At 71.4% G+C, this 23,942-nt stretch carries 25 protein-coding genes; 9 read left to right on the forward strand and 16 right to left on the reverse strand.

Annotated features, from left to right (window positions below; translation table 11 throughout):
• Nucleotides 1–165 precede the first annotated feature (165 nt).
• The gene (locus MZC64_RS16290) at nt 166–996 is read right to left on the reverse strand and encodes a helix-turn-helix transcriptional regulator (RefSeq protein WP_247757552.1); all 831 of its coding nucleotides are present in this window, start codon (nt 994–996) and stop codon (nt 166–168) included.
• A 76-nt stretch (nt 997–1,072) separates the two neighbouring features.
• Here MZC64_RS16290 and MZC64_RS16295 point away from each other — a divergent pair, with 76 nt between their 5' ends.
• Nucleotides 1,073–2,044, forward strand: coding sequence for an aldo/keto reductase (locus MZC64_RS16295; protein WP_247757553.1), 972 nt, complete (start codon nt 1,073–1,075; stop codon nt 2,042–2,044).
• Nucleotides 2,045–2,147: 103 nt separating this feature from the next.
• On the opposite strand, the gene MZC64_RS16300 is transcribed toward MZC64_RS16295, so the two are convergent.
• Nucleotides 2,148–3,002, reverse strand: a complete 855-nt coding sequence (locus MZC64_RS16300) for an SDR family oxidoreductase (RefSeq protein ID WP_247757554.1) — start codon at nt 3,000–3,002, stop codon at nt 2,148–2,150.
• Nucleotides 3,003–3,130: 128 nt separating this feature from the next.
• Between MZC64_RS16300 and MZC64_RS16305 the strand changes: the two genes are divergently transcribed.
• Nucleotides 3,131–3,499 carry a helix-turn-helix domain-containing protein gene (locus tag MZC64_RS16305; RefSeq protein ID WP_247757555.1) on the forward strand — a complete coding sequence of 123 codons (369 nt, stop codon included), beginning with the start codon at nt 3,131–3,133 and terminating at the stop codon, nt 3,497–3,499.
• Here MZC64_RS16305 and MZC64_RS16310 read toward each other — a convergent pair.
• Complete coding sequence (locus MZC64_RS16310; RefSeq protein WP_247757556.1) at nt 3,496–4,107, reverse strand: TIGR03086 family metal-binding protein; 612 nt, start codon at nt 4,105–4,107, stop codon at nt 3,496–3,498. The two genes, MZC64_RS16305 and MZC64_RS16310, sit on opposite strands and share 4 nt — an antisense overlap.
• A gap of 318 nt (nt 4,108–4,425) precedes the next feature.
• On the opposite strand from MZC64_RS16310, the gene MZC64_RS16315 reads away from it, so the two are divergent.
• Entirely contained in the window at nt 4,426–5,049 is a 624-nt protein-coding gene (locus tag MZC64_RS16315; protein ID WP_247757557.1) for an alpha-ketoglutarate-dependent dioxygenase AlkB, read from the forward strand.
• Between the two features lie 10 nt (nt 5,050–5,059).
• Here the strand turns inward: MZC64_RS16315 and MZC64_RS16320 are convergent, their stop codons facing one another.
• On the reverse strand, nt 5,060–5,365 hold the full coding sequence (locus tag MZC64_RS16320) for a DUF1905 domain-containing protein (protein WP_247757558.1): 306 nt from the start codon (nt 5,363–5,365) through the stop codon (nt 5,060–5,062).
• On the reverse strand, nt 5,358–5,498 hold the full coding sequence (locus MZC64_RS16325) for a hypothetical protein (protein WP_247757559.1): 141 nt from the start codon (nt 5,496–5,498) through the stop codon (nt 5,358–5,360). The genes MZC64_RS16320 and MZC64_RS16325 overlap by 8 nt, the downstream gene beginning before the upstream one ends.
• Nucleotides 5,499–6,123: 625 nt before the next feature.
• Here MZC64_RS16325 and MZC64_RS16330 point away from each other — a divergent pair.
• Complete coding sequence (locus MZC64_RS16330; protein WP_247757560.1) at nt 6,124–6,507, forward strand: ATP-binding protein; 384 nt, start codon at nt 6,124–6,126, stop codon at nt 6,505–6,507.
• A gap of 172 nt (nt 6,508–6,679) precedes the next feature.
• Here the strand turns inward: MZC64_RS16330 and MZC64_RS16335 are convergent, their stop codons facing one another.
• Nucleotides 6,680–6,985 (reverse strand): iron-sulfur cluster biosynthesis protein, encoded by a 306-nt coding sequence (locus tag MZC64_RS16335; RefSeq protein WP_247757561.1) that lies wholly within the window; start codon nt 6,983–6,985, stop codon nt 6,680–6,682.
• A gap of 127 nt (nt 6,986–7,112) precedes the next feature.
• Between MZC64_RS16335 and MZC64_RS47835 the strand changes: the two genes are divergently transcribed.
• A complete protein-coding gene (locus MZC64_RS47835) occupies nt 7,113–7,946 on the forward strand; it encodes a TetR/AcrR family transcriptional regulator (RefSeq protein WP_282105433.1) in 834 nt (277 codons plus the stop codon).
• 4 nt (nt 7,947–7,950) lie between these two features.
• Complete coding sequence (locus tag MZC64_RS16350; protein WP_247797710.1) at nt 7,951–8,688, forward strand: hypothetical protein; 738 nt, start codon at nt 7,951–7,953, stop codon at nt 8,686–8,688.
• On the opposite strand, the gene MZC64_RS16355 is transcribed toward MZC64_RS16350, so the two are convergent.
• Genes MZC64_RS16355 through MZC64_RS16365 form a run of 3 tightly spaced genes read right to left on the reverse strand, consistent with a single transcriptional unit; the run spans nt 8,685 to nt 11,297 of the window.
• Nucleotides 8,685–9,320, reverse strand: a complete 636-nt coding sequence (locus tag MZC64_RS16355; RefSeq protein ID WP_247757563.1) for a hypothetical protein — start codon at nt 9,318–9,320, stop codon at nt 8,685–8,687. The genes MZC64_RS16350 and MZC64_RS16355 overlap by 4 nt on opposite strands.
• Nucleotides 9,317–10,585 (reverse strand): histidine--tRNA ligase, encoded by a 1,269-nt coding sequence (gene hisS, locus MZC64_RS16360; RefSeq protein ID WP_247757564.1) that lies wholly within the window; start codon nt 10,583–10,585, stop codon nt 9,317–9,319. Before hisS ends, MZC64_RS16355 begins: the two co-directional genes overlap by 4 nt.
• Before the next feature lie 10 nt (nt 10,586–10,595).
• Nucleotides 10,596–11,297 (reverse strand): MBL fold metallo-hydrolase, encoded by a 702-nt coding sequence (locus tag MZC64_RS16365; protein WP_247757565.1) that lies wholly within the window; start codon nt 11,295–11,297, stop codon nt 10,596–10,598.
• Between the two features lie 186 nt (nt 11,298–11,483).
• On the opposite strand from MZC64_RS16365, the gene MZC64_RS16370 reads away from it, so the two are divergent.
• Together MZC64_RS16370 and MZC64_RS16375 are read left to right on the forward strand one after the other, a co-directional pair.
• Complete coding sequence (locus tag MZC64_RS16370; protein WP_247757566.1) at nt 11,484–12,329, forward strand: peptidylprolyl isomerase; 846 nt, start codon at nt 11,484–11,486, stop codon at nt 12,327–12,329.
• Nucleotides 12,330–12,618: 289 nt separating this feature from the next.
• On the forward strand, nt 12,619–15,432 hold the full coding sequence (locus tag MZC64_RS16375) for a LamG-like jellyroll fold domain-containing protein (RefSeq protein ID WP_247757567.1): 2,814 nt from the start codon (nt 12,619–12,621) through the stop codon (nt 15,430–15,432).
• Between the two features lie 18 nt (nt 15,433–15,450).
• Here the strand turns inward: MZC64_RS16375 and MZC64_RS16380 are convergent, their stop codons facing one another.
• Nucleotides 15,451–16,398 (reverse strand): GlxA family transcriptional regulator, encoded by a 948-nt coding sequence (locus MZC64_RS16380; RefSeq protein WP_247757568.1) that lies wholly within the window; start codon nt 16,396–16,398, stop codon nt 15,451–15,453.
• Nucleotides 16,399–16,468: 70 nt separating this feature from the next.
• On the opposite strand from MZC64_RS16380, the gene MZC64_RS16385 reads away from it, so the two are divergent.
• Nucleotides 16,469–16,801: a cupin domain-containing protein gene (locus MZC64_RS16385; protein WP_247757569.1), complete on the forward strand. Its 333-nt coding sequence runs from the start codon at nt 16,469–16,471 to the stop codon at nt 16,799–16,801.
• On the opposite strand, the gene MZC64_RS16390 is transcribed toward MZC64_RS16385, so the two are convergent.
• The 6 genes from MZC64_RS16390 to yajC all read right to left on the reverse strand — a co-directional run bounded on the left by MZC64_RS16390 (nt 16,798) and on the right by yajC (nt 23,896).
• Entirely contained in the window at nt 16,798–19,095 is a 2,298-nt protein-coding gene (locus MZC64_RS16390) for a bifunctional (p)ppGpp synthetase/guanosine-3',5'-bis(diphosphate) 3'-pyrophosphohydrolase (protein WP_247757570.1), read from the reverse strand. The genes MZC64_RS16385 and MZC64_RS16390 overlap by 4 nt on opposite strands.
• Nucleotides 19,096–19,394: 299 nt before the next feature.
• Complete coding sequence (locus MZC64_RS16395; protein ID WP_247757571.1) at nt 19,395–19,604, reverse strand: hypothetical protein; 210 nt, start codon at nt 19,602–19,604, stop codon at nt 19,395–19,397.
• 158 nt (nt 19,605–19,762) lie between these two features.
• Complete coding sequence (locus tag MZC64_RS16400; RefSeq protein WP_247758261.1) at nt 19,763–20,323, reverse strand: adenine phosphoribosyltransferase; 561 nt, start codon at nt 20,321–20,323, stop codon at nt 19,763–19,765.
• Between the two features lie 56 nt (nt 20,324–20,379).
• Nucleotides 20,380–21,630: a protein translocase subunit SecF gene (gene secF, locus MZC64_RS16405; RefSeq protein ID WP_247757572.1), complete on the reverse strand. Its 1,251-nt coding sequence runs from the start codon at nt 21,628–21,630 to the stop codon at nt 20,380–20,382.
• Between the two features lies 1 nt (nt 21,631).
• Nucleotides 21,632–23,338: a protein translocase subunit SecD gene (gene secD, locus MZC64_RS16410; RefSeq protein WP_247757573.1), complete on the reverse strand. Its 1,707-nt coding sequence runs from the start codon at nt 23,336–23,338 to the stop codon at nt 21,632–21,634.
• Between the two features lie 171 nt (nt 23,339–23,509).
• Entirely contained in the window at nt 23,510–23,896 is a 387-nt protein-coding gene (gene yajC, locus MZC64_RS16415; RefSeq protein WP_247757574.1) for a preprotein translocase subunit YajC, read from the reverse strand.
• Between the last annotated feature and the right edge of the window lie 46 nt (nt 23,897–23,942).

A 23,942-nucleotide genomic window follows, 5' to 3' on the forward strand; every position in this document is an offset into this window, starting at 1 on the left:
CGCTCATCGAGGACAGGTCCCGGCCTTCCTCGATGGCGGTGGCCGACATCGATCGGCCACGGCGGTACCGGTCAGCGGTGGATCCACCGGATTCGTTGCCCGGCAACGGACATCACCACAGCGGCACGGGTTTCCCGTTGGCGCGACTGGCTTTCAGCTCCTCGATCACACCACCGCCCCGGACTGCAACGCGGCCAGTGCCTCCGCGGTGGCCTGGTCCACCGGCAGGTAGACGAGCAGCCGGAGTTCGTCCGTGCCCGGCACCGGCAGGCTCTCGTAGCCCAGGGTCAGCGGCCCTGCCTCCGGATGCGCCCAGTGTTCGACACCGGTCCACGCGGGCAGCACCACGGCCGCGGCGTACCGGCGGCTGAACTCCGCGCCCAGCATGATCGCCAGCTCCTCGGCCAGCACCGCCGCCGGATGGTCGCCCAGATCCGCCGCGGTGCGCAGAACCGCGGCCCGCTCGTCCGCCACCCGGGCCCAGTCCGGAAACAGGGTGCGGGCGCGCGGATCGCTGAAGACGAACCGGGTGAGGTTGACCGGCTCCTCATCCAGCAACCCGGTCGCCGCGGCCAGCCGCCGGAACCCCGAGGTGCTCGCCAGCACCTCGCCCTGCGGGGTGAGCACGCACGCCGGCGCCGGGTCGAGCTGGTCCAGCAACGTGCGCACGGTCGGCCGCAGTTCGGCCACCTGGCTCAAGGCGAACGCACAGGCCGTCCCGGCACTCGCCTTGATCAGGCGGTACAGGTGCACCCGCTCGTCCGCGGTGAAGCCCAGCGCGTCGGCCAGCGCGCCCAGCACCTGCCCCGAGGGGTGCCGGTCGCTGCCGCGTTCCAGCCGGGTCAGGTACTCCACGCTGATCCCGGCCAGCTCCGCCAGCTCACCACGCCGCAGTCCGGGTGTGCGCCGGCGCGGGCCGGCAGGCAGCCCGACCTCCGCCGGGGTCACCGCCTCCCGGCGCGCCCGCAGGAACCCACCCAGCACGTTGTCCGCCACGATCCTCGACCCTACGCGGAAAGGGTCCCTCGCACGGTCTCCCATCCACAGGCCCGCCACCCGCAGGATGGACGGCATGCGGTACCGACTTTTCGGCCAGACCGGCCTGCGCGTCTCGGAAATCCTGTTGGGCACCATGGTGTTCAGCGACCAGGCCGAGGCGCGGCGCATCATCGACGCCTACGCCGACGCCGACGGCAACGTGCTGGACACCGCCTCGGCCTACGGTGACGGCGAAGCCCTTCTGGGTGAAATCCTGACCCGCCGGGACCGGTTCGTGCTCGGCACCAAGTACACCCTCTCCCGCGACCACGACGATCCGAACGCCGCGGGCAACCACCGCAAGAACCTGACCCGCTCGCTGGAGCAGAGCCTGCGCCGGCTGCGCACCGACTACCTCGACATCTACTGGGCGCACCTCTGGGACCGGCACACTCCTCTGGAGGAGACCATGCGCGCGCTGGACGACGCCGTGCGCGCGGGCAAGATCCTCTACACCGGCATCTCCGACGCCCCCGCCTGGGTGGTGGCCAGGGCGAACACCCTCGCCGAGTGGCGCGGCCAGACCCCGTTCGCCGGTCTCCAGGTCCCCTACAACCTGCTGAGCCGCGATATCGAGCGCGAACTGCTGCCGATGGCCGAGGCGTTCGGGATGAGCGTGACCGCCTGGGCGCCGCTGGCCTCGGGCAAACTGACCGCCACCGCGGAGTCCAACCGGGTCGACCCGGCCACCCTCACCCCGCGCGAACTCGCCGCCGCCGAAGCCGTGCGCACCGTCGCCGAAGAGCTGGGCGCGCGGCCGGCGCAGGTGGCGCTGGCCTGGCTGCGCAGCCGGTCCAAGGCGGTATTGCCGCTGGTCGGGGTGAGCAGCCTGGCCCAGCTCACCGAGAACCTGGCCGCGCTCGACCTGGTCCTCCCCCAGGACGCCCTGGACCGCCTGGAATCGGCCGCGCCGTTCGAGCTGGGCTTCCCCGGCGACTTCATCGCCGAATGCGAACCCGCCCCGTTCTGCTTCGGCAACGCCGCGACCCGGCTGGACGGCCGCTGACACCTCAGCCGATCAGCTCGGCTGCGGTCTCCCGCAACGCGCCGCGCTGCCGGTCCTGGCAGGAGGGCACGCCGCTCATCTGCCAGGACCGGCTGCGCACCCGCTAGCCACGCACCGCCTGGGCGACGAACTCGCTCAGCGACAGCGCGGGCCCGCCGATCAGCTTCTCCAGGTCCCCGCGCGGCACGTCCAGCTCGCCCAGGCCCAGCGCCCGGTAGAAGTCCACGATCACCCCGACCAAGCCCGCAGGCAGACCGGCGCCGAGCAGTCCCGCCTTGGCCTCCGCCGGGCTGACCTCGGTGTACTGGACGTCCTTGCCCGCAGCCTCGCCGATCAGCTTGGCGAGGTCGGCGTAGCTGTAGGAGACCGGGCCGCCCAGCTCGTAGATCGTGTTCTGGTGGCCGTCGGTGGTCAGCGCCGCCGCCGCGGCCCGCGCGTAGTCCGCGCGCGCGGCGGGCGCGAACCGGCCGCCCTGGCTGGAGGTGGCCAGCACGCCGGTGGCCAGCGCGCCCGCGATGGTGCCCAGGTCGTTCTCGAAGTACCAGTTGTTGCGCAGGATCGTGTACGGGATGCCGCTGGCGCGGACCACCTCTTCGGTCGGGCGGTGGGTCTCGGCCAGCGCGATGCTGGCGGTGTCCGCCGCGGTCAGCGAGGTGTAGAAGATGTGCTTCACCCCGGCGTTCCTGGCCGCCTCGACCGCGTTGGTGTGCTGGCGCACCCGGTCGGCTGCGCTCTCCCCGTCAGTGGAGATGATCAGGAGCTTGTCCGCGCCCGCGAAGGCGGCGGCCAGGGTCCCCGGACGGTCGAAATCGCCCTGGCGAAGCTCGATGCCCAGGTCGGCGCCCTTGTCCGGGTTACGCACGCTGCCGATCACCTGATCAGCGGGGACCTTGGTCAGCAGGTGCTGGACCACGAGCCTGCCGAGCTGTCCGGTAGCGCCGGTCACCACGATCGTCATTACTGCCTCCTCGGGCGGTGGGGGTTCTTCCATTCGCTCCAACCGGCCCCGCATCCCAATACTTCCCCAAAGTTAGTAATGACTTTGAAGTCAGTTACTATCTAGAGGGAACCAAAGGAGCTGACGTCGTGGAATTCGATCCGAACGACCGGGACTGCCCGGCCCGGCAGCTACTGGACCGCATCGGCGACCAGTGGACGGTGCTGATCGTGCTGTCCTTGCGGGACGGCGCACGCCGGTTCACCGAGATCGGCGCGGTGATCACCGGCATCTCGCAGAAGGTGCTGTCCCAGACCCTGCGCAGCCTGGTGCGCGACGGCATGCTCACCCGCACCGCCTACGCCGAGGTGCCGCCGCGGGTGGAGTACGCGCTGACCCCGCTGGGGCACAACCTGGCCGAGACCGTCACCTACCTGGACCGCTGGGCCCGCGAGCACATGGGCGAGGTGCTGGCCGCGCGCGCCGAGTTCGACCAGGCCAAGGCGGCGGCGCGCTAGGCGCTCCAGCGGGACCGGCCGCGCCAGGCCGGATCGCGGCCGAGGTAGGCCAGCAGGAACTCGCCCGCGCCCGCATCCGGGCCCTCGCGGGTCACCGGGCCGAAGCGGTGCGGGCGGTCGGCCGGGGTGACGAACAGCGGGACCAGGGCCAGGAGTTCGCGAGCCAGGGACTCCGGCAGCGGGTGGTCGCCGTCGCAGGCCACCGCCAGGTCCCAGCCGTGCACGGCGACCTCGACCGCGCCGGTGACCAGCACCAGAGTCGCGGTGACCGGACAGCCCGCCACCGCCACCAGGTCCGGACCGTCCCGGCGGCGCCAGCTCCGGACCAGCCGGGCGGCGTGCTGGCGAAGGCTGCCGACCAGGTCGGCGGCGGGTCGCTCGCGGCGGGCCGGGGTCAGCGCGACCTGGCCCAGATCGGCGGCTTCGGCCAGCGCGGCCAGGGAGTCCTCCAGGTGGTGCAGCAGCGCGCGGACGTCCCAGTCCGGGCAGGGGGTGGGCCAGGCCAGGGTCGCCGGGGTCACCAGGTCCAGGCCGCCCATGGCGTACCGGACCGCACGTTCCAGCAGGTCGACCCCGCCCAGCAGCGGCGCCCCGCCCGTCCCCGTCATGGCCGCCGGTTCCCCTTCCCGCACCGACCGCCGGCACTTGTCAGTACAGACCCGGAAAGCGGCCGGAAATCATCGGTGAACCGGGCATCGCCACCACAGCGCTACTCTCCGCAGCCAATCCCGCCTTGACCATCACGGTCACCACGATGGCAGGACCGAGCCTCCTTGGATTCCCCCTGCTCACAGCCTTGACTCACATCCACCCCAAGACCCACCGCAACCAACCCCCACCCGGTTCGGCGACATCGGGTCACACGATGGAAGATTCCAGGCAGAGGCTATCGAACACCTGTTCGATTCCAGGCTAGTCTCGATGCCATGACCCCAGCCCTGCAGACCTCCCTCTTCGACCAGGCCACCCCCGGCCTCTCCCCACTCGCCCGCACCCAGCGCACCCATCTCGCGCACAACGCCTGGATCGACGTCCTGCCCGCCTGGCTGACCGGAGCCGACGAACTCTTCGACGAACTCGCCCGAGCCGTGCCCTGGCAGTCCGAACGCCGCCAGATGTACGACCGCGTGGTCGACGTCCCCCGCCTGCTCTGCTTCTACCCGGAACACTCGGACCTGCCCACCGCCACCCTCACCGCGGCCCGGGACGCCCTCAACCAGCACTACACCGCCGAACTCGGCGAACCCTTCCGCACCGCGGGCCTGTGCTACTACCGCACCGGCCAGGACAGCGTCGCCTGGCACGGCGACACCCTGGGCCGGGGCGCCACCGAGGACACCATGGTCGCCATCCTGTCCGTCGGCGCCCCACGTCCCCTGTTACTCCGCCCCCGCGGCGGCGGCGAGGTCCTCCGGCATTCCCTGGGCCACGGCGACCTCATCGTGATGGGCGGCTCCTGCCAGCGAACCTGGGAGCACGCCATCCCCAAGACCGTCCGCCCGGTGGGCCCCCGGATCAGCATCCAATTCCGGCCCCGAGGGGTCCGCTGACCGTCGGATATCAGCGGACCCGCAGGGTCATCGACACCTGGACCACGTCATCCAGGGCGATGTTCTCCTTGTTCCGCACGGAGTCACGCAACGGCAGGACATAGCCCCCGTCCTTGGCATACAAGGAGGTACGCCAGCGAGACCGCCCCAGCACCACCTCGACCGGCACCATGCCCCACCCGTAGGTCACGGTGGCGGCCACGTCCCGGATGAGCGCGGACTCCGCGGCGGGGACGGTCACGAAGTGAAACGGCGCGGGCCCACGCCACTCCCACACCACCCCGTCGAACTCGAACCGCATCCCGGGATCAGCCATCGCGGACCTCGCTGCCATCAGGGTCCCGCCGAACTACGCGGCCAGGCACCGCACCGCCCCACTCCTCGCGGACAACGACGACGCCGACGGCGCGGCCGGGCACGGCGGCCCGCATGTCCCAGTGCACAACCACGCCCCCAGTCTAGAAACGACCGAGCAGAACCCAGTCAGCGCAACCGCAACCCACCATCGCCCCCGGCAACCACCAACCAACCGCCCCACCAACCCCAACCTGACCCCCACACCATCGCTCAACCCAACTAGCTCGCCACCCAATCCACCGACCATCCGTTTCGGCTCCCACCCCCAACAGCCCTCGCCCTCGCCAAGCCCCGACCACCCGGTCCCGTTCCCCCACACCCACCACATCCCAACCCGCACCCGGCCGCATCTCAGTTCACGCCCCCGAACCTCGACCCACACCCGACCGGATCCCAACCCACCCTCTGCCCAGTCCCGACCCGCCCTCTGCTGAACGTCGACCCGCCCTCTGTTGAATCTCGATCCGCGGCGGCCGCATCCCGACCCACACCCCACCAGATCCCGACTCACCCGGCCGCCCACCCTCCGCGGAATACCGGCCCGCACCACGCCGTATCCCAACCCACCCGCACGGAAAGCGCTCGCACCACTCACCTCCGCAGACACTCCACGACGCTCCGCCCGGACGCGCCCGCGTGATGGGACGACGGCCGCCGGTTATGGGTACATTTCTCGGTGACCCAGGGCGAGGACGGCCTGGAGATAGGACCGTCGAGATGAGTGCCCGGCCTGCGGAGAGCAGCACCGCCCTGGAGGTCTCAGCGGCGGCGTGCCGACAGGCCAGGTTGCTGGTGCGGGCGACGCTGGCCGGCTGGGGCGTGGCGGGGCCGGTGGTCGAGGACGCCATGCTGGTGGCCAATGAACTGGTGGCCAATGTGGTCGACCACGCCACGGGACCGTTGCGGATCGAGTTGCTGCCCAAGGTGGGCGGGGTGCTGATCCGGGTCAGCGACGGCAGCCCGGTGCCGCCTCGGCTGCACCGGGGCCCGGTGGACTCGGTGCGGCGGCGCGGTCTGCAGTTGGTCGAAGCGCTCTCGGTCCGCTGGGGGCACCAGCCGACCAGCGAGGGCAAGATCGTCTGGGCGGAACTGGCCGGGTAGCACCGCGGCCGCCGGGCCAAGCCCGGCTCAGCCGAATCCCGGGATGGCCTGCCCTGCGGCTCGACCGGACCGGCGGGCAGTCATCATCGACCCACCCCGCCAGCCACGGTCAACGCCAGTCCCGGTCAACGCCGCCGACGTGCCCCGGCCGACCGGGGCAGCCGGGCAGCGGCTAGTTGCTCGCGGGCGGAGCGGCCTGCTCCCCCAGGGCGAATGAGAGCTGCCCCTCCTCGTCGACCTCGGCGTCCAGGATCTTGTCGTCGAGGAATGCCGCTGCCTGCGGATCGAGGAACACGTGCGCGCCCTCACCGACAAGTACCTGGTCGTTCTGTTCCGGGCCAGAGGCGAGGGTCATCTGCAGTTCGCCGGGCCGGTCCTGGCCACTGGCGGAGAACCGCAGGCCGGAGCCTTCCGGCACCCCGTCCGCGGCGACGATCGTGCGGACGACCTCGATGGCCGTGGGCGTGAGAGCGAGCATCGGTGGGTTCCCTCCGTAGTCGGCACGGCTGTCGAAGTGGGCCACGCTAGCGGCGGTGCTGGCGCCGCGCAGCGTCAACCATCAAGGTGTACTTGCGGTACACCCCGCTAGTGCGCACTATTGGTTCATGCCCTTGCCGCGCTACTACCGGTTACCCACCGAACGCCGTCGACACCTCCTGGACATCGCCCGCGCGCATTTCGCCACGGACGGCCTGGACAACGCCTCCTACAACAAGATCATCACGGCCGCCGGCATCTCCAAGACCAGCGCCTACCAGTACTTCGACGGCCGGGAGGACCTGCTCGCCGCCGTGGTCGCCGACGCACGCGACCGCCTGGCCGACACCCTGGGCACCTGGCCGGGAGTGCTGACCCGCGCCGACTTCTGGCGGGAACTCCGCGCGGGCGCCACCCGTCTGCTCGCGCACGTGATCGTCACCCCGGCGGACCTGGCGGTGGCCGTGGCGATGATCACGGTCGAGGCGGACCAGCGGCTGGCGGCGTGGCTGGACGCGCTGCTCGCCGATGGCCGGAAGTTGGGGCTGGTGCGGGCGGAGGTGGATCCGGAGCTGATGCGGGCGGCGACGGCCGCGGTCTTCCGGGCGGCGGACAGCTGGCTCGCGACCCGCTTGGCACCGGCGGATCCGCAGGTGCCGGAGCAACTGTGGCGGCTGCTGGCCGGGTTGTGGTCGGCGCCGGAACTGGCCGAGGCGGACCAGGCTGGGGCGGACCGGGTCGAGGCGGACCAGGCTGGGGCGGACCGGGTCGAGGCGGGCGGGGTCGAGGCGCGGCGGGCGGGGGCGGGCGGGGTCGAGGCGGCACGGGCGAGGGCGGACAGAGCTGGAAAGGGCCGGGCTGCGGCAGACCGGGCTGCGGCAGACCGGGCTGCGGCAGACCGGGCTGCGGCAGACCGGGCTGCGGCAGACCGGGCTGCGGCTGACCAGAGCGGGCAGGGCTGAGCCGATGCGAACCGAGGGAACCCCCACGGAGACCGGACCGGTAGGCGGGGCCGCGCCAGGGAACGGGCGGACTGACGCAGCGCGCGCTGACGAGACCCTGCGGCCCGCGGAGACGCCGCAGGCCGCAGAAGCGCCTCGGGCGGACATGCGGGCGGACTGGACGATCCCGGCCACCACCCCCGGCTGGCGCGGCGCGCTCTCCCGGGCCATGGGGCCCGGCCGGACCCGGGCCGAGTTGCTCGCCGAACTGCTCGGTGGCGGGATCGCCGTGGGGCTGCTCGCGATCCTGCTCGTGCCCTGGTTATGGCCGACCGGACCCGGTCCTGCGGCGGGCTGGGTCCGGATCGTCGTGCTTGTGGTGCTTGCCGTGGACCTGGTCGGCGGGGTCCTCACCAACTCGACCACGGCCGCGAAACGCTGGTATCACCGCGATCCCCGGTCCGGGGCGCGGGTTCGGTTCGTCGCGCTGCATCTGGTGCATCTGGTGTTGTTCGGTCTGCTTGTGCTTGACCGGGACTGGGTGTGGGCGCTGGGCAACGCCGTCTTGCTGGTCCTGGGCACGGTGCTCATCGAAGCGTCGCCGGTGCCGGCGCGGCGGGTGGTGGCGATGGCGGCGTTCCTGGTCGCGGTGTTGGTCAACCTGGTGTGGTTGCCCGTTCCTGTTGCGCTGGTGTGGGTTCCGGTGTTCTTCCAGCTGAAGTTGCTGGTGTGTCACCTGGTGCCGGAGGTGCCGGTGGGTTAGCCGAGGCTGGTGACGAACTTGGCCACGGCTTCGGGGCGGAGGCGTTGCGCGACCCGGCCCTGGGGGGCGAGGGTGGCCAGGCGGTAGAGGGGGCGGTCGGCGGCGGCGTCGCCTCTGGCCTCGGCGCGGAGCTGGGCGACCAGCAGCTCCGAGTAGGTCAGGGCGTGCGCCTCGCCGGTGGTGGCCAGGACGTCGGCCAGACGGCGCAGGGCGAGGATGCCCAGTTCGCGGCCACCGACGCCGGCGTAGGTGGCCAGGGCGATGTTGACCGTCTTGTTCTTGGGTGGGCCGCTGACCAGCAGGCCGGTGGTGCGGGCGCCGCGGACGTCGGTGATCAGCAGCTCCAGCCGGTGGGCGGCGCGCAGGTTGACCCGGCGGGTGCCGATGGCGCGGACCGAGACCACGCCGTCCTGCAGCCAGACCTTGCGGCGGGCCTCGGTGATCGCGAGCAGTACCAGGGGCAGCGCGACGATCACCGCCGCGCTCAGGCCGAGGGTGGCGCCACCGAAGAGCCCGAACAGGCCGCCGATGGCGCCGCCGACCAGCACCGCCCCGATCGCCACCGCGCGGGCGCGCTTGCGCAGCAGCGCCCCGTCCAGCAGGTCCAGGGGGATCTTCTCGCCGGGAGTCACCGCGGCTGCGCCAGGGCCGCGCGGATCTCGGTGACCACGTCGTCCAGCGGCACCGGTCGCTGGTCGCCGCTGGTCAGGTCCTTGAGCTGGGCGATGCCCTCGGCCAGGTCGCGGTCGCCGAGCACCAGGGCGAAGCGGGCGCCGGACTTGTCGGCCGCCTTCATCGCGCCCTTGACGCCGCGGCCGCCGTAGGCCAGGTCGGTCCGCACGCCCGCGGCACGCAGCGCGCCGCCGATGGCGACCAGCCGGGACCGGGCCGCCTCGCCCAGGGGCACGCCGAAGATCTCGCAGCGGGCCGGGTCGCCGACCGCGAGGCCCTCGGCCTGGCAGGCCAGCAGGGTGCGGTCCACGCCGAGGCCGAAACCGATGCCCGACAGCGGCTGGCCGCCGAGCTGGGCCATCAGCCCGTCGTAGCGGCCGCCGCCGCCGATGCCGGACTGCGCGCCGAGACCGTCGTGCACGAACTCGAAGGTGGTCTTGGTGTAGTAGTCCAGGCCGCGGACCATGCGCGGGTTCTCGGTGAACTTCACGCCCAGATCGCCGAGGTGGCCCTTGGTCTGCTCGTAGTGCTCGCGGCATTCCGTGGACAGGTGGTCGACCATCAGCGGCGCGTCGGCGAGCAGGGCGCGCAGCTCGGGCCGCTTGTCGTCGAGCACGCGCAGCGGGTTCAGCTCGGCGCGGGCGCGGGTGGCCTCGTCCAGGGGCAGCTTGGCCAGGAACGCCTGCAGCTTCTCCCGGTAGGCGGGGCGGCAGGTGGCATCGCCGAGTGAGGTGATCTCCAGGCGGAAGCCGGTCAGGCCGAGGGCGCGGAAGCCGGCGTCGGCGACCGAGATGACCTCGGCGTCGATGGCCGGGTCGTCGATGCCGATGGCCTCGATGCCGACCTGCTGGAGCTGCCGGTACCGGCCGGCCTGCGGGCGTTCGTAGCGGAAGAACGCGCCCGCGTAGTACAGCTTCACCGGCAGCTGACCGCGGTCCAGGCCGTGTTCGATCACCGCGCGCATCACGCCTGCGGTGCCCTCGGGCCGCAGCGTGACCGAGCGGTCGCCGCGGTCGGCGAAGGTGTACATCTCCTTGCTGACCACGTCGGTGGACTCGCCGACGCCACGGGCGAACAGCGCGGTGTCCTCGAACACCGGCAGCTCGATGTAGCCGTAACCGGCCCGCCTGGCCTGGTCGGTCAGGGTGTCCCGGACGTGCAGGAAGCCCGCGGCGGTCGGCGGGTAGTACTCGGGAATGCCTTTGGGAGCGGCAAAGGTGCTCATCGGTAGTGCTTCACAGTCCTCGGGTCGGGAAGGCCGGTGCGTCTCCGCCGGACAACCCCATCAGGAACGGGTTGCCGGCGCGCTCGCGGCCGATGGTGGTCGGGCTGCCGTGGCCGGGCAGCACCACGGTGTCGTCAGGCAGTGGCAACACCTTGGCGCGCAACGACTCCATGATCTGCGCGGAGTCGCCGCCCGGCAGGTCGGTGCGTCCGATGGACCCGGCGAAGAGGGTGTCGCCGGACAGCATCAGCCGTCCGCCTTCCTCGGCGCCGGTGCGGAAGCACACCGACCCGCCGGTATGGCCCGGGGTGTGGTCGACGGTGAAGGTCAGCCCGGCGATCTCCAGCTGCTGCCCGTCGGCCAGCTCGCGCACCTCGTTCGGCTCGCGCAGTTCCAGCCTGCCGCCGAAGAACTCGGTGGCCTCCTGGCCGAAGCCGCGGGCCGGGTCGCTGAGCAGCGCGCGGTCCCCGGCGTGGATCCAGGCGGGGATGTCGTGGCCGTCGCAGACCGGGGTGACGGAGAAGATGTGGTCGAAGTGGCCGTGCGTGAGCAGCACGGCGACCGGGGTGAGCCGGTACTGGCGCAGCGCCTGCTCCAGGAGTTCCTCGGCGTCCTGGCCGGGGTCCACGATGACGCAGGCCTCGCCCTCGTCCGCGGCCAACAGGTAACAGTTGGCGGCGAGGGGGCCCGCGGGGAACCCGGCGACGAGCACGGGGAAACCTCCTGGTCGACTGCTGGTGGCGTGTCCCCCTAGCCTAGCGAGCGGTTCCCACCGGATTTCGCGGGTCGGGGCGACTGACGGCGGGTACCGCCACACGGGCCTTACACGATCCGATCTAGACTCCGCGCGCCACCACCACATCAACTTGACCAGGTCGACCCCCAGGGGAGGATCCACGTGCCGAGCAACGAGCAACGGCGCCAGGCTGCCAAGCGCAAGCTGGAGCGGCAGCTGGAACGCCGGGCGGTGCGCGCCAAGCGCCGTCGTGTGATCGGCGCGGCGGTCACCGCCGTGGCGGTCCTCCTGGTCGGCGGCGGCATCTACTGGTTGGCGACCTCGGAGAGCACCCCGGACGCCGCGGCGAACCCGTCGGACACCTCGACCACGCCGCCGCCCCCGCCGGGCAAGAAGACCGAGGGCCCGTGCAAGTACACCGAGACGCCGGCCGAGCCCGCGGCCAAGGAAGCGGGGCTGCCGCCGGATGTCAGCCCGACCCCGGACAAGGGCACCGCGCAGGTGGACCTCAAGACCAGCCAGGGCGCGATCGCGCTGACGCTGGACCGGGCAAAGGCGCCGTGCACGGTGCAGAGCGTCACGCACCTGGTGGCCAAGAAGTACTTCGACAACACCGTCTGCCACCGGATGACCACCGGCGAGGGCCTGAAGGTGCTGCAGTGCGGCGACCCGCAGGGCACCGGCCGCGGCGGCCCCGGGTACACGATCAAGGACGAGAAGCCGAAGGACCTGAAGCAGGGTCAGCAGGGCGCGAGCATCTACCCGCGCGGCACCCTGGCGATGGCCAAGACGCAGGCGCCGGACAGTGGTGGCAGCCAGTTCTTCATGGTGTACGCCGATTCCCAGCTCCCGCCGGAGTACACGGTGTTCGGCTCGGTGTCCGAGGAGGGCCTGAAGGTGCTCGACAAGGTCGCCGCGGGCGGCGTCGAGGCCCCGCAGGGCGGGCAGCCCGGTGACGGCAAGCCGAAGCTCGAGGTCAAGATCGAGACGGCCACGCTGAAGGGCTGACCGCTCCCGAGTGCGTCGAACCCCCGGCCGGGTTTCCTGGCCGGGGGTTCGTTTTTTTGTTCCACTAGATTATTTTCACTGGACACTGAAGTCACTACGACTGACGACGCTCCGACAGGTGGGCGTCCGGCTGCCGCTGGTGCGCCGATGAGCTGCCCTGATGGCGGATTGCTACCAAACGATTGCGAAGGGTAGTTGTTGAGTACCGGGCGGGGGCCGGGTGTTCGCTTCGTCGCCGCGAGCCTTGGGGGCCCGGATGTCCGTGCTGCGATTGGTTCTCGCTGTCCTGTTGACCTTGACCTGCCTGGTCGTGCTGCCCGCCGCGTCCGCCACGGCCACGCCGCCGGGGTTCACCGACACGGTCGCGTTGTCCGGGCTGCACGCGCCGACCAACGTGGCCTTCGCCCCGGACGGCCGGATCTTCGTCACCGAGAAGAGCGGCCTGGTCAAGGTCTTCGACGGGCTGGCCGATCCGACGCCGACGGTCTTCGCCGATCTGCGGCCGCAGGTCCAGGACTACTGGGACCGCGGGTTGCTCGGGCTGGCGGTGCATCCGCGATTCCCGGTGGTGCCGCACGTCTACGTGGCCTACACCTACGACGCGCTGCCCGGTGGCGCGCCACCCGCCTGGGGCGACACCTGCCCGGATCCGCCGGGCGCGACCGTGGACGGGTGTGTGGTGCAGGGGCGGGTGTCCCGGCTGGTCGCCAACGGGGACGTGGGCACCGAGCAGGTGGTGCTGACCTCCTGGTGCCAGCAGTTCCCCAGCCACACCGTCGGTGAGCTGCGCTTCGGCGCGGACGAGGCGCTCTACGTCAGCGCGGGTGACGGGGCCAGCTTCAACTACGCCGACTGGGGTCAGACCAAGAACCCGTGCGCGGATCCGCCCGGCGTGGCAGGCACGAACCTGGCGCCGCCGGACGCGCAGGGCGGGGCGTTGCGGGCGCAGTCGGTGCGGCGGCCGGCGAACCAGCCGCGGACGTTGAGCGGCAGCATGATCCGGATCGACCCGAACACCGGCACCGGTCTGCCGGGCAGTCCGTTCGCGGGCAGCGCGGACGCCAACGCGCGGCGGGTGACCGCGCACGGGCTGCGCAACCCGTTCCGGTTCGCGGTGCGGCCGGGCACCGCGGAGCTGTGGGTGGCCGATGTCGGCTGGGGCACCTGGGAGGAGATCAACCGGATCACCAACCCGGCGGACGCCACCGCGGAGAACTTCGGCTGGCCGTGTTTCGAGGGCGCGGCCCGGCAGGGCGGCTACGACGGGGCGAACCTGGACTCCTGCGAACAGCTCTACGCCGCGGGCGGGCAGCAGGCCCCGCACTACGCCTACCGGCACGACGCCTCGGTGGTGGCCGGGGACGGCTGTCCGACCGGGAGTTCCTCGGTGACCGGGCTGGCCTTCGAGCAGGGCAGCGCCTATCCCCCGGAGTACCGGGGCGCGTTGTTCTTCGCCGACTCCTCCCGCGGCTGCGTGTGGGCCATGCAGGTCGGCGCGAACGGGCTGCCGGATCCGGCGAAGATCGTCACCGTGGCGACCGGGGTGCAGATCCCGGTGGCGATCACCCGCGGCCCCGGCGGGGACCTGTTCTACCTGGCGCTGGGTGCGGGCGAGTTGCGGCGGCTGAGCTACCCGGCGGGCAACCGGGCGCCGACCGCGGTGGCCACCGCGACCCCGGCCAGTGGTCCGGTGCCGTTGACGGTGCGCTTCGACGGCAGCCAGTCCACCGACCCGGACGCCGACACCCTCAGCTACGCCTGGGACCTCGACGGCGACGGCGCCTACGACGACTCCACCCTGCCACGGCCGAGTTTCACCTACACCCAGGTCGGCCAGGTGCGGGCCGGGCTGCGGGTGACCGACCCCGGCGGGCTGTCCGGGACCACCACGGTCACCGTGACCGCCGGACAACCGCCACCACAGGACCCGGTGCCGGTGATCGCGAACCCGACCGCGGCGCTGCGCTGGCAGGTGGGGCAGCGGATCCCGTTCACCGGCAGCGCCACCGACCCCCAGGACGGCCAGCTGCCGCCCTCGGCGCTGACCTGGCGGCTGCTGCTGCACCACTGCCCGAGCAACTGCCACACCCACCCGGTGCAGAGCTTCCCCGGCGTGGCCAGTGGCGAGTTCTTCGCCCCTGACCACGAGTTCCCGTCCTACCTGGAGCTGGTGCTCACCGCCCGCGACTCCGGTGGCCGGGAGGCCAGCACCTCGGTGCGGCTGGACCCGCGCACGGTGAACCTGACCTTCACCAGCGATCCGCCCGGCCTGCAACTGACCACGTTCGCCCAGACCCAGACCACCCCGTTCTCCCGCACGGTGATCGTCGGCTCGGCCAACTCGGTGTCCGCGCCGAGCCCACAAGCCTTGTCCGGCACCACTTTCGGCTTCACCGCCTGGTCCGACGGCGGCGCGAACAGCCACGTGATCACCGCGCCGGCCACCGCGACCACCTACACCGCGGGCTACCGGGCGACCGGGTTGCTGGCCGAGTACGGCTTCGACACCGGCAGCGGCACCAGCGCGGCCGATGACAGCGGAAACGGCCGCGCCGGCACGGTGTCCGGCGCGACCTGGGTGACGACTGGGCGATTCGGGCGGGCGTTGCGCTTCGACGGGGTCAACGACTGGGTCACCGTGCTCGGCCACGCCAGCCTGTCCCCCGCCCGGTTTACCCTGTCCGCCTGGGTGCAGCCGGGCACGCTGAGCACGCAGTGGCGCACGATCGCCTTGCGGGAGACCACGAACGGGCTCAGCTACGGGTTGTACGCGAGTTCGCCGTCCCGCGGACCGGGTGCGGCGGTGCGGGTCGGCGGCCTGGAACGGGACACCGCGGGCCCGACCGCGTTGCCCGCCAACGCCTGGTCCTACGTCAGCACCACCTACGACGGGACCACCTTGCGGCTCTACGTCAACGGGACGCTGGTGTCGAGCCAGGCCGTGGCCGGGTCGGTGACCGCGTCGAATGGGGCGTTGCGGATCGGCGGGAACGCGGTGTGGGGCAACGAGTTCTTCGCCGGGATGATCGACGAGGTGCGGCTGTACGACCGGGCGCTGAGCCCGGCCGAACTCACCGCGGACATGACCCGGCCGGTGAACTAGGACAAGCGGGCGGGTTCGTCAGGGCCGGGCGCGGAACGTCCGGCGGTAGGCGCCCGGTGTGGTGCCCAGGGCGCCGGCGAACCGCCTGCGCAGGTTGGTGGCCGAGGACAGGCCGACCCGGCGGGCGATCGCGTCCAGGGGCAGGTCGCCGGATTCCAGGAGGTCCTGGGCCGCGGCGATCCGCCGGGCGAGCAGCCACTGCCCAGGGCTGACGCCGAGCTGGTCGGCGAAGCGGCGGGCCAGGGTGCGGGTGGACAGACCCGCGTGCGCGGCCAGCCCCGCCACCGTCACCGGTTCGCCGAGCCTGCCCAGGGCCCATTCCAGTAGCGGGGCCAGGGTGTCCTCGATCTGCGCGGGATGCGCCGGCGCGGAGTACTGCGCCTGGCCACCCTCCCGGTGCGGCGGCATGACCATGGTGCGGGCGATGTGCGCGGCGTAGCGGGCGCCGTGGTCGCGGCGGACCAGGTGCAGGCACAGGTCGATGCCGGCCCCGGCACCCGCGCTGGTGGCCACATCGCCGTGATCCACATACAGCACGTCCGCGTCGACCTCGACCCGGGGGAAACGCGCGGCCAGGTCCGCCGCCAGAGCCCAGTGCGTGCTGGCCCGGCGGCCGTCCAGGAGTCCGGCGTGCGCCAGCGCGAACGCCCCGGAACAGATGCTGACCAGCCGCGCACCCCGCGCGTGCGCCCGGCGCAGTGCCCGGACGACCTCGGCCGAGGGTGGTTCGGTGGCGGGCAGCCAGCCGGGCAGCAGCACGGTGTCGGCCGCGTCGAGCGCGGCCAGGCCGTCGGTGACGAGCATGTCGTACCCGGCGTAGGTGGCGACCGGGCCGGGATGTTCGGTGCACACCCCGAAGGCGTACCGGGTCGGCACGCCGAGGCGCTCGATCCCGAACACCTGGGCCGCGCAGCCGAGTTCGAACGTCGACTGCGGCGGCCGAACCAGCGCGACCACCCGGTGCATGTCAGAAAAGTACCCCTTGATGTCTTTTCAGACACTCGGCGGGGCGGCGGGCAGCGGCCAGGCTGGCCGCATGACGATCAACGAGAACCGGCCGGCCTGCGAGTGGTCCTCCGTGCGGGACGCCCCGGCGCACGAACTCTTCCCCGGCATCCGCTCCCGCCCGCTGTGGCGCGGGGACAACGGCGCGAAGGCGTTCGTGCTGGAGATGGACCCGGACACCAGCTGGCAGGGCGTGGACGTGCACGAGCCGGGGCCGGAGGAGGTGTTCGTGGTCTCGGGGGTGTTCAACGACGGCGAGCGGGACTATCCGGCGGGCTCGTTCATCCACGCGCCCGCGGGTTCCGCGCACGTCCCGCAGACGACCGCGGGCTGCACGCTGTTCCTGTTCTACCCAGAGGGCTAGCTAGCCGAGGTGACCCGGTACACGTCGTACACGCCCTCGACGTTGCGCACCGCCTTGAGCACGTGGCCGAGGTGTTTCGGGTCGCCCATCTCGAAGGCGAACCGGCTCACCGCGACCCGGTCCCGCGAGGTCGTCACCGAGGCCGACAGGATGTTCACCCGCTCATCGGCGAGGACCTTGGTGATGTCGGAGAGCAGCCGGTGCCGGTCCAGGGCCTCGACCTGGATGGCGACCAGGAACACCGAGGAGGCCGAGGGGGCCCATTCGACTTCCAGGAGGCGTTCCGGGCTGGCCTGGAGTTCCTCGCTGTTGGTGCAGTCGGTGCGGTGCACGCTGACGCCGCCGCCGCGGGTGACGAAACCGAGGATCTCGTCACCGGGCACGGGGGTGCAGCAGCGGGCGAGTTTGACCCAGACGTCGCTGGTGCCCTTGACCACCACGCCCGCGTCCACGCCGCGGCGGCGTTGCACGGTGGACGGGGTGGCCCGGTCGGCCAGCTCCTCCTCGGCATGCTCGACGCCGCCGAGCAGGGCGACCAGGCGTTGCACCAGGTGCCGGGCGGAGACGTGGCCTTCGCCGACGGCGGCGTAGAGGGAGCTGACGTCGAGGTAGCGGAGTTCGCGGGCCAGCGCGGTGACCGAGTCGGCCGAGACCAGGCGCTGCATGGGCAGGCCGACCCGGCGGACCTCCTTGGCGATCTGGTCCTTGCCCGCCTCGATCGCCTCTTCGCGGCGTTCCTTGGCGAACCACTGCTTGATCTTGGTCTTGGCGCGCGGGCTGGCCGCGAACTGCAGCCAGTCGCGGCTGGGTCCCGCGCCTTCGGCCTTGGAGGTGAAGATCTCCACGACCTCGCCGTTCTCCAGCTTGCGCTCGAGGGCGACGAGGCGGCCGTTGACCCGGGCGCCGATGCAGCGGTGGCCGACCTCGGTGTGCACGGCGTAGGCGAAGTCGACGGGGGTGGAGCCGGCGGGCAGGGTGACCACATCGCCCTTGGGCGTGAAGACGAAGATCTCCTTGACCGCGAGGTCGTAGCGCAGCGACTCCAGGAACTCGCCCGGGTCGGCGGCCTCCCGCTGCCAGTCCAGGAGCTGGCGCATCCAGGCCATGTCGTCGACCTCGACGCCCTTGTGCGTGCCCCTGGTCTCCTTGTACCGCCAGTGCGCGGCGATGCCGTACTCGGCGGTGCGGTGCATCTCGTAGGTACGGATCTGCACTTCGAGGGGCTTGCCGTCGGGGCCGATCACAGTGGTGTGCAGCGACTGGTACACGCCGAAGCGGGGCTGGGCGACGTAGTCCTTGAACCGGCCGGGCATGGGCTGCCAGAGCGCGTGCACCACGCCCATCGCGGCGTAGCAGTCGCGCACCTCGTCGACCAGGATGCGCACGCCGACCAGGTCGTGGATGTCGTCGAAGTCGCGGCCGCGGACGATCATCTTCTGGTGGATGGAGTAGTAGTGCTTGGGGCGGCCCTCCACCCTGGCCAGGATGCGCGCGGCCTCCAGGTGACCGGACAGCTCGTCGGTGACCTTGCGCAGGTGCTTGTCCCGGCTGGGCGCGCGGTTGGCGACCAGGCGGACGATCTCGTCGTACTTCTTGGGCTGCAGGATCGCGAAGGCGAGGTCCTCCAGCTCCCACTTCACCGTGGCCATGCCCAGCCGGTGCGCGAGCGGGGCGAGCACTTCGAGGGTCTCGCGGGCCTTGCGGGCCTGCTTCTCCGGGGCCAGGAAGCGCATGGTGCGCATGTTGTGCAGCCGGTCGGCCAGCTTGATGACCAGCACCCGCGGGTCGCGGGCCATGGCGATGACCATCTTGCGGATGGTCTCGGCCTCGGCGGCGGCGCCCAGTTTGACCTTGTCCAGTTTGGTGACGCCGTCGACCAGGTGCGCGACCTCGGTGCCGAACTCCTCGCTGAGGGATTCCAGGGAGTAGTCGGTGTCCTCGACGGTGTCGTGCAGCAGCGCGGCGACCAGGGTGATGGTGTCCATGCCCAGCTCGGCCAGGATGGTGGCCACGGCGAGCGGGTGGGTGATGTAGGGGTCCCCGGACTTGCGGCGCTGGTGCCGGTGCTTGTCCTCGGCGACGTCGTAGGCGCTCTGCAGCAGCGCCAGGTCGGCCTTGGGGTGCAGTTCGCGGTGCACGGCGGCCAGTGGTTCCAGGACCTGTTTGACCGGGGCGGCGCGCTGCGCGGTGATCCGCCGGGCCAGCCGTGCGCGCACCCTGCGGGTGGCTGAGGGCGGCGGCGCGGGGAGCGCCGGCTGCGCCGCTACTACGGAGGCTTCGACGTCTTGACTCAAGTGCACGCTCCCGGATTGCCTCGGGTGCCGGGGCCACCGACCCCGGTAACCGAGGATAACGCCACGGGTCGAGCGGAACGCGCAGGTGTTCGACGAACGTGAAGAGTCACACGATGAATAACGTCCGGGTTACCGCCGGACCGATCATTTTTCGCCGTGCGTGCCGTCCCGGTCACCAAGAGTGCGCAGTCGGCCGTGGCGGGACAGGCAGCAGCCCCGCCGGGCTCGCGGGCTCGACGGGGCTGCTCAGTGGCGGGTAGTCGCCGGGTGGCGGGCGGCGACTGCCCGCGAGCCGGTGGTCAGCGACGGCAGATGTCGGTGGCCAGGGTCGGCCCGGCGGTGTCGGCGCACCAGCCTGCCGGGGCCGGGGCGGTGCAGGGACCGGGGCCCTTGCACCAGCCGCTGTCCGCGGCCTTGCTCTCCGTCGCGCCCACGACGAGCAGCAGGGCGGTCGCGGCGATCGCGGCGGTGCACACACTGGCGATACGACGTACAACAGTTGAGGTCATGGCAAGTCCCCCGTTGGTGTGGTGGCCGGGCGGTGGCGGCTCGGCTCGGTGTGCCACAGGTCACCAGGTTAGCCCGATCGAGCGACTGGGGGATTGTCTTTTGGTGCACAAGAACGCGCCGGGAATTGTCTCCCGGCGCGTCCGTGATCGTTCCGATTTCAGACCGTGCGCAATGCCGTGACCTGGTATCCGGCCAGTGCGGCCCGTCCGTTGAGGGCGGCGATCTCCAGCACCACCACGACTCCGGCGACCACTCCCCCGGCCTGCTCGACCAGCCGGCAGGCCGCGGCAGCGGTGCCGCCGGTGGCCAGGACGTCGTCGATGATGGCGACTCGCTGGCCGGGCTGGATGGCGCCGACGGCGATCTCCAGTTCGGCGGTGCCGTATTCGAGGGCGTAGCTGACCTTGGCGGCGACCGCGGGCAGCTTGCCGGCCTTGCGCACCGGCACCACGCCGACGCCGCAGCCGTAGGCCACCGGGGCGGCCAGCAGGAAACCGCGGGCCTCGATGCCGGCCACCACCTCAGCCGGCGGGCAGGCCGCGGCCACGCCGTAGACCAGCGCGCCGAGTGCCTTGGCATCGGAGAGCACCGGGGTCAGGTCGCGGAAGAGCACGCCGGGTTCGGGGAAGTCGGGCACGTCCCGGATCAGGTCCAGGGCGCCTTCCAGATCACCGGCCAGGGTGACCTGTTTGACCACGGCCTGCTGGGCGGCGGCCATGGCCTCGCCGACGCCGCTGACGGCGGCGGCGAGGTCCGGCTGCTGCTGTTCTCCGGTCACCGGCCGCGCTTGCCGGTCGGGCGGGCCCGACGGGCGGCGTCGGTGGCCTTGGCGGTGCGGCCGGGCACGCTGGCCGCGGCGCTGATCGCCTGCTCGCGCCGGAATTCGGCGTCCAGGCTGTCCTCGTCGGTGGGCTCGAAGTGCTCACCGGCCGCGGCGGCCTCGGCCTTGCGGGCCAGGTTGGCCCGGCGCTGGGCGACCCGCTGGGCCTGCTGCTGGTACTTCGGCTCGGTCATCTTCAACGTCACCACCAGCGGGGAGGCCAGGAAGATCGAGGAGAAGACACCGGAGATCATGCCGGTCATCTGCACCAGCGCGAGGTCCTTGAGGGTGCCCACGCCGAGCACGCCGACGCCGATGGCCAGCAGCGCGAACACCGGCAGCACCGCGATCAGCGAGGTGTTGAGCGAGCGCACCAGGGTCTGGTTGACCGCCAGGTTGGTGGCCTCGCCGTAGGTGCGGCGGGTCAGTCCGAGCAGACCGCGGGTGTTCTCCTTGACCTTGTCGAAGACCACCACCGTGTCATACAGCGAGAAGCCGAGGATGGTGAGCAGACCGATCACGGTGGCCGGGGTGACCTCGAAGCCGACGATGGAGTACACGCCCGCGGTGACGATGAGGTCGAAGGCCAGCGCGGCCAGCGCGCCGACCGCCATCCACTTCTCGAAGTAGAAGATCAGGAACAGCGTGACCAGCACCAGGAACACGATCAGCGCGATGATCGCCTGGTTGGTGATCTCCCCGCCCCAGGAGCCGGACACCGCGCTGTCGCTGATCACCGTCGGCACGCTCTGCCCGTTCACGTCCTTGGGCTTGAGCTGGGTGAACAGCGCGTCACGCAGTTTGGTGACCTGCTCGGAGGACAGCGCCTCGGAGCGGATCTGGATGGTCTGGCTGGTGCCGGTGCCCGCGGTCTGCACCGAGGCGGCTTCCTTGCCCACCGACTGCTGGTAGATGTCCTTGACCTGCTGGTCGGTGATGGCCGGACCGCTGACGCTGGTGGTCGGCATGGACAGCTTGGTGCCGCCCTTGAAGTCGATGCCCAGCTCGAAGCCCCGGAACAGCATGGAGCCGAGGCAGATCAGGAACAGGATCGCGGTGGCGACGTACCAGATCTTGCGCTTGCCGATGATGTCCAGCGCGCCGTTGCCCAGGTAGAGCCGGGTGAAGAAGGATTCCCTCTTCTTGGGCCGCTGGGTGCTCTCCAGGGTGGGGGCCACCACGGCTCCGGTCTCGTTGTCAGCCATCTCAGGCCTCCTTCACGGCAGTGGTGGCGGCCGGGGCGGCCTTGCGGTAGGTCGCGTTGAACCGCTGTGCCTCGCCGAGACCGGACAGGCCGGGGCGGGAGAGGAACTTGGACTGGGAGGCCAGCGAGACCAGCGGGTGGGTCACCAGGAACACGATCACCAGGTCGAGCACGGTGGACATGCCCAGGGTGAAGGCGAAGCCCTTCACCTGGCCGACGGCCAGGATGTAGAGCACCGCGGCGGCCAGGAAGCTGACCGCGTCGGCGGAGAGGATGGTGCGCCGGGCGCGGACCCAGGAGCGCGGCACCGCGGAGCGGAAGCTGCGGCCCTCGCGCACCTCGTCCTTGAGTCTCTCGAAGAAGACGATGAAGGAGTCGGCGGTGATGCCGATGGCGATGATGAATCCGGCGACGCCGGCGAGGTCGAGGGTGAAGCCCACCCAGCGGCCCAGCAGCACCAGCACCGCGAAGACCACCAGGCCGGTCAGGACCAGCGACAACGCGGTGAGCACGCCCAGCGCCCGGTAGTAGAACAGGCAGTAGACCAGCACCAGGCCCAGACCGATGAGACCGGCGATCAGGCCGGCCTGCAGCGAGGCGAGGCCGAGGGTGGCCGAGACGGTCTCGAACTCGGACTGCTCGAAGTTCAGCGGCAGCGAGCCGTACTTGAGCGCGTTGGCCAGCTGCTGGGCCTCGTTCTGGGTGAACTGGCCGGTGATCTGGGTGCTGCCGCCGACGATCGCCTCGTTGATCGAGGGCGCGGAGACGACCTTGGTGTCGAGCACGAACGCGGCGCGCTTGCCGACGTTCTTGGAGGTGAACTCGGCCCAGGTCTTCACGCCGTCGCCGTGGAAGTTCAGGGTGACCACGAAGCCGGGGCCCTGGCTGTTGGCCTGCGCGCTGGCGTCGGAGATCTGCTTGCCGTCCAGGAACACCGGGCCGAGGATCAGCTTCTCGGTGCCCTTCTCGTCACAGGTCGCCAGGGGCAGCTTGGGGTCGTCCAGGCCGGTGAGCGGGTCGGCGGCCTTGCAGTCCAGGGTCGCCAGCGCGAGCTGCTGCATCTGCTGGTCGCTGACCAGCGCCGGGTTCTGCCGGATCTCCTTGGCCTGCTTGATGGCCTCGGGGCCGGCCTTCGGCGCGGGCGGCGGGCTGCTGGGCGGCGGCGCGGCGGAGGAGCTGGGCTGCCCGCTGCCGGTGGGCTGCTGGGCGGGGGCGATCCGGCCCTGCGGCTTCGGCGAGCTGGTCGGGGCGCCGGCGGCCGGACCGGAGGTGGTCGGCTTGGGCGCGTTCGAGCCGGAAGGCTGGGTGCTGGGTGCCGGCTGGTTGGTCGCGGGGACCGCGCCGATCACCTGGCGGAAGCCCAGCACGGCGGTGCGGCCCAGGCTGCGGGCCTCGTCCGGGTTGTTGCCGGGGACCGTGATCACCAGGTTGGTGCCGTCCTGCACGACCTCGGCGCCGGAGATGCCGGAGCCGTTGACACGCCGGTCGATGATCTCGCGGGCCAGGTTGAGCGACTCCGCGGAGGGCGGGGCGCCGCTCTCCGACCGCGCGGTCAGCGTGACCCGCGTGCCGCCCTGCAGATCGATGCCCAGCTTCGGCTTCGCCTGCCCGTCACCGGTGAAGAACACCAGTGAGTAGAGCACGACAACGATCAGTCCGAAGGCGGCGAGGTTGCGCCACGGGCGTACATGCCCAGCCGGAGGTGCCACGGTGCGTCGGTCTCCTCAAGCCAACGGGGCCGTCTGCTGGCCCCGTTGCCGATGGTCAGTGGATGTCGACCACCCTGCCCGCATCGGGCGAGACAAGGCGGTGCGCCCCCGCGCACGCTGCCTGCGGGGGCGCCAGAGCCTAGCGCGCCAGGAAAACCTGACGTTAGCGTCTTACCGGTTGTTCTTTCCCTGCTCAAGGGGCGGGGCGATCTCGGCCTTGCTCTCGTTGGCCTTCTCCGCCGCCGCGGGAGCCGGGGTCTCGTCGACCTCGTCGACGTCCACGTCCTCGTCGGCGGTGTCCTTGACCTTCTCGCGGACCGCCGCGCGCACCCATTCGGTGGTCACACCGGGGGCGAGTTCGAGCAGGATGGTGGTGTCGTCCTCGGCGTCGACCACCGTCGCGTACAGCCCGGAGGTGGTCATGACCCGGTCACCAGGCGCGAGCGAGTTCTGCAGCGACTGCTGGTCCGCGATGGCCCTCTTCTGCTTGCGGACGCTGAGGAACATCATGACCCCGAGCCCGACAATGAGGAGCGGGAAGATAAATGACGGGTCCATCATTCTCCGTTCGGCGGAGGCCGCCCTGACGGCCTGACCTCCGGTT

The sequence above is a fragment of the Crossiella sp. S99.2 genome (genome assembly GCF_023094165.1).
In the GTDB taxonomy this organism is placed as follows: domain Bacteria; phylum Actinomycetota; class Actinomycetes; order Mycobacteriales; family Pseudonocardiaceae; genus Crossiella.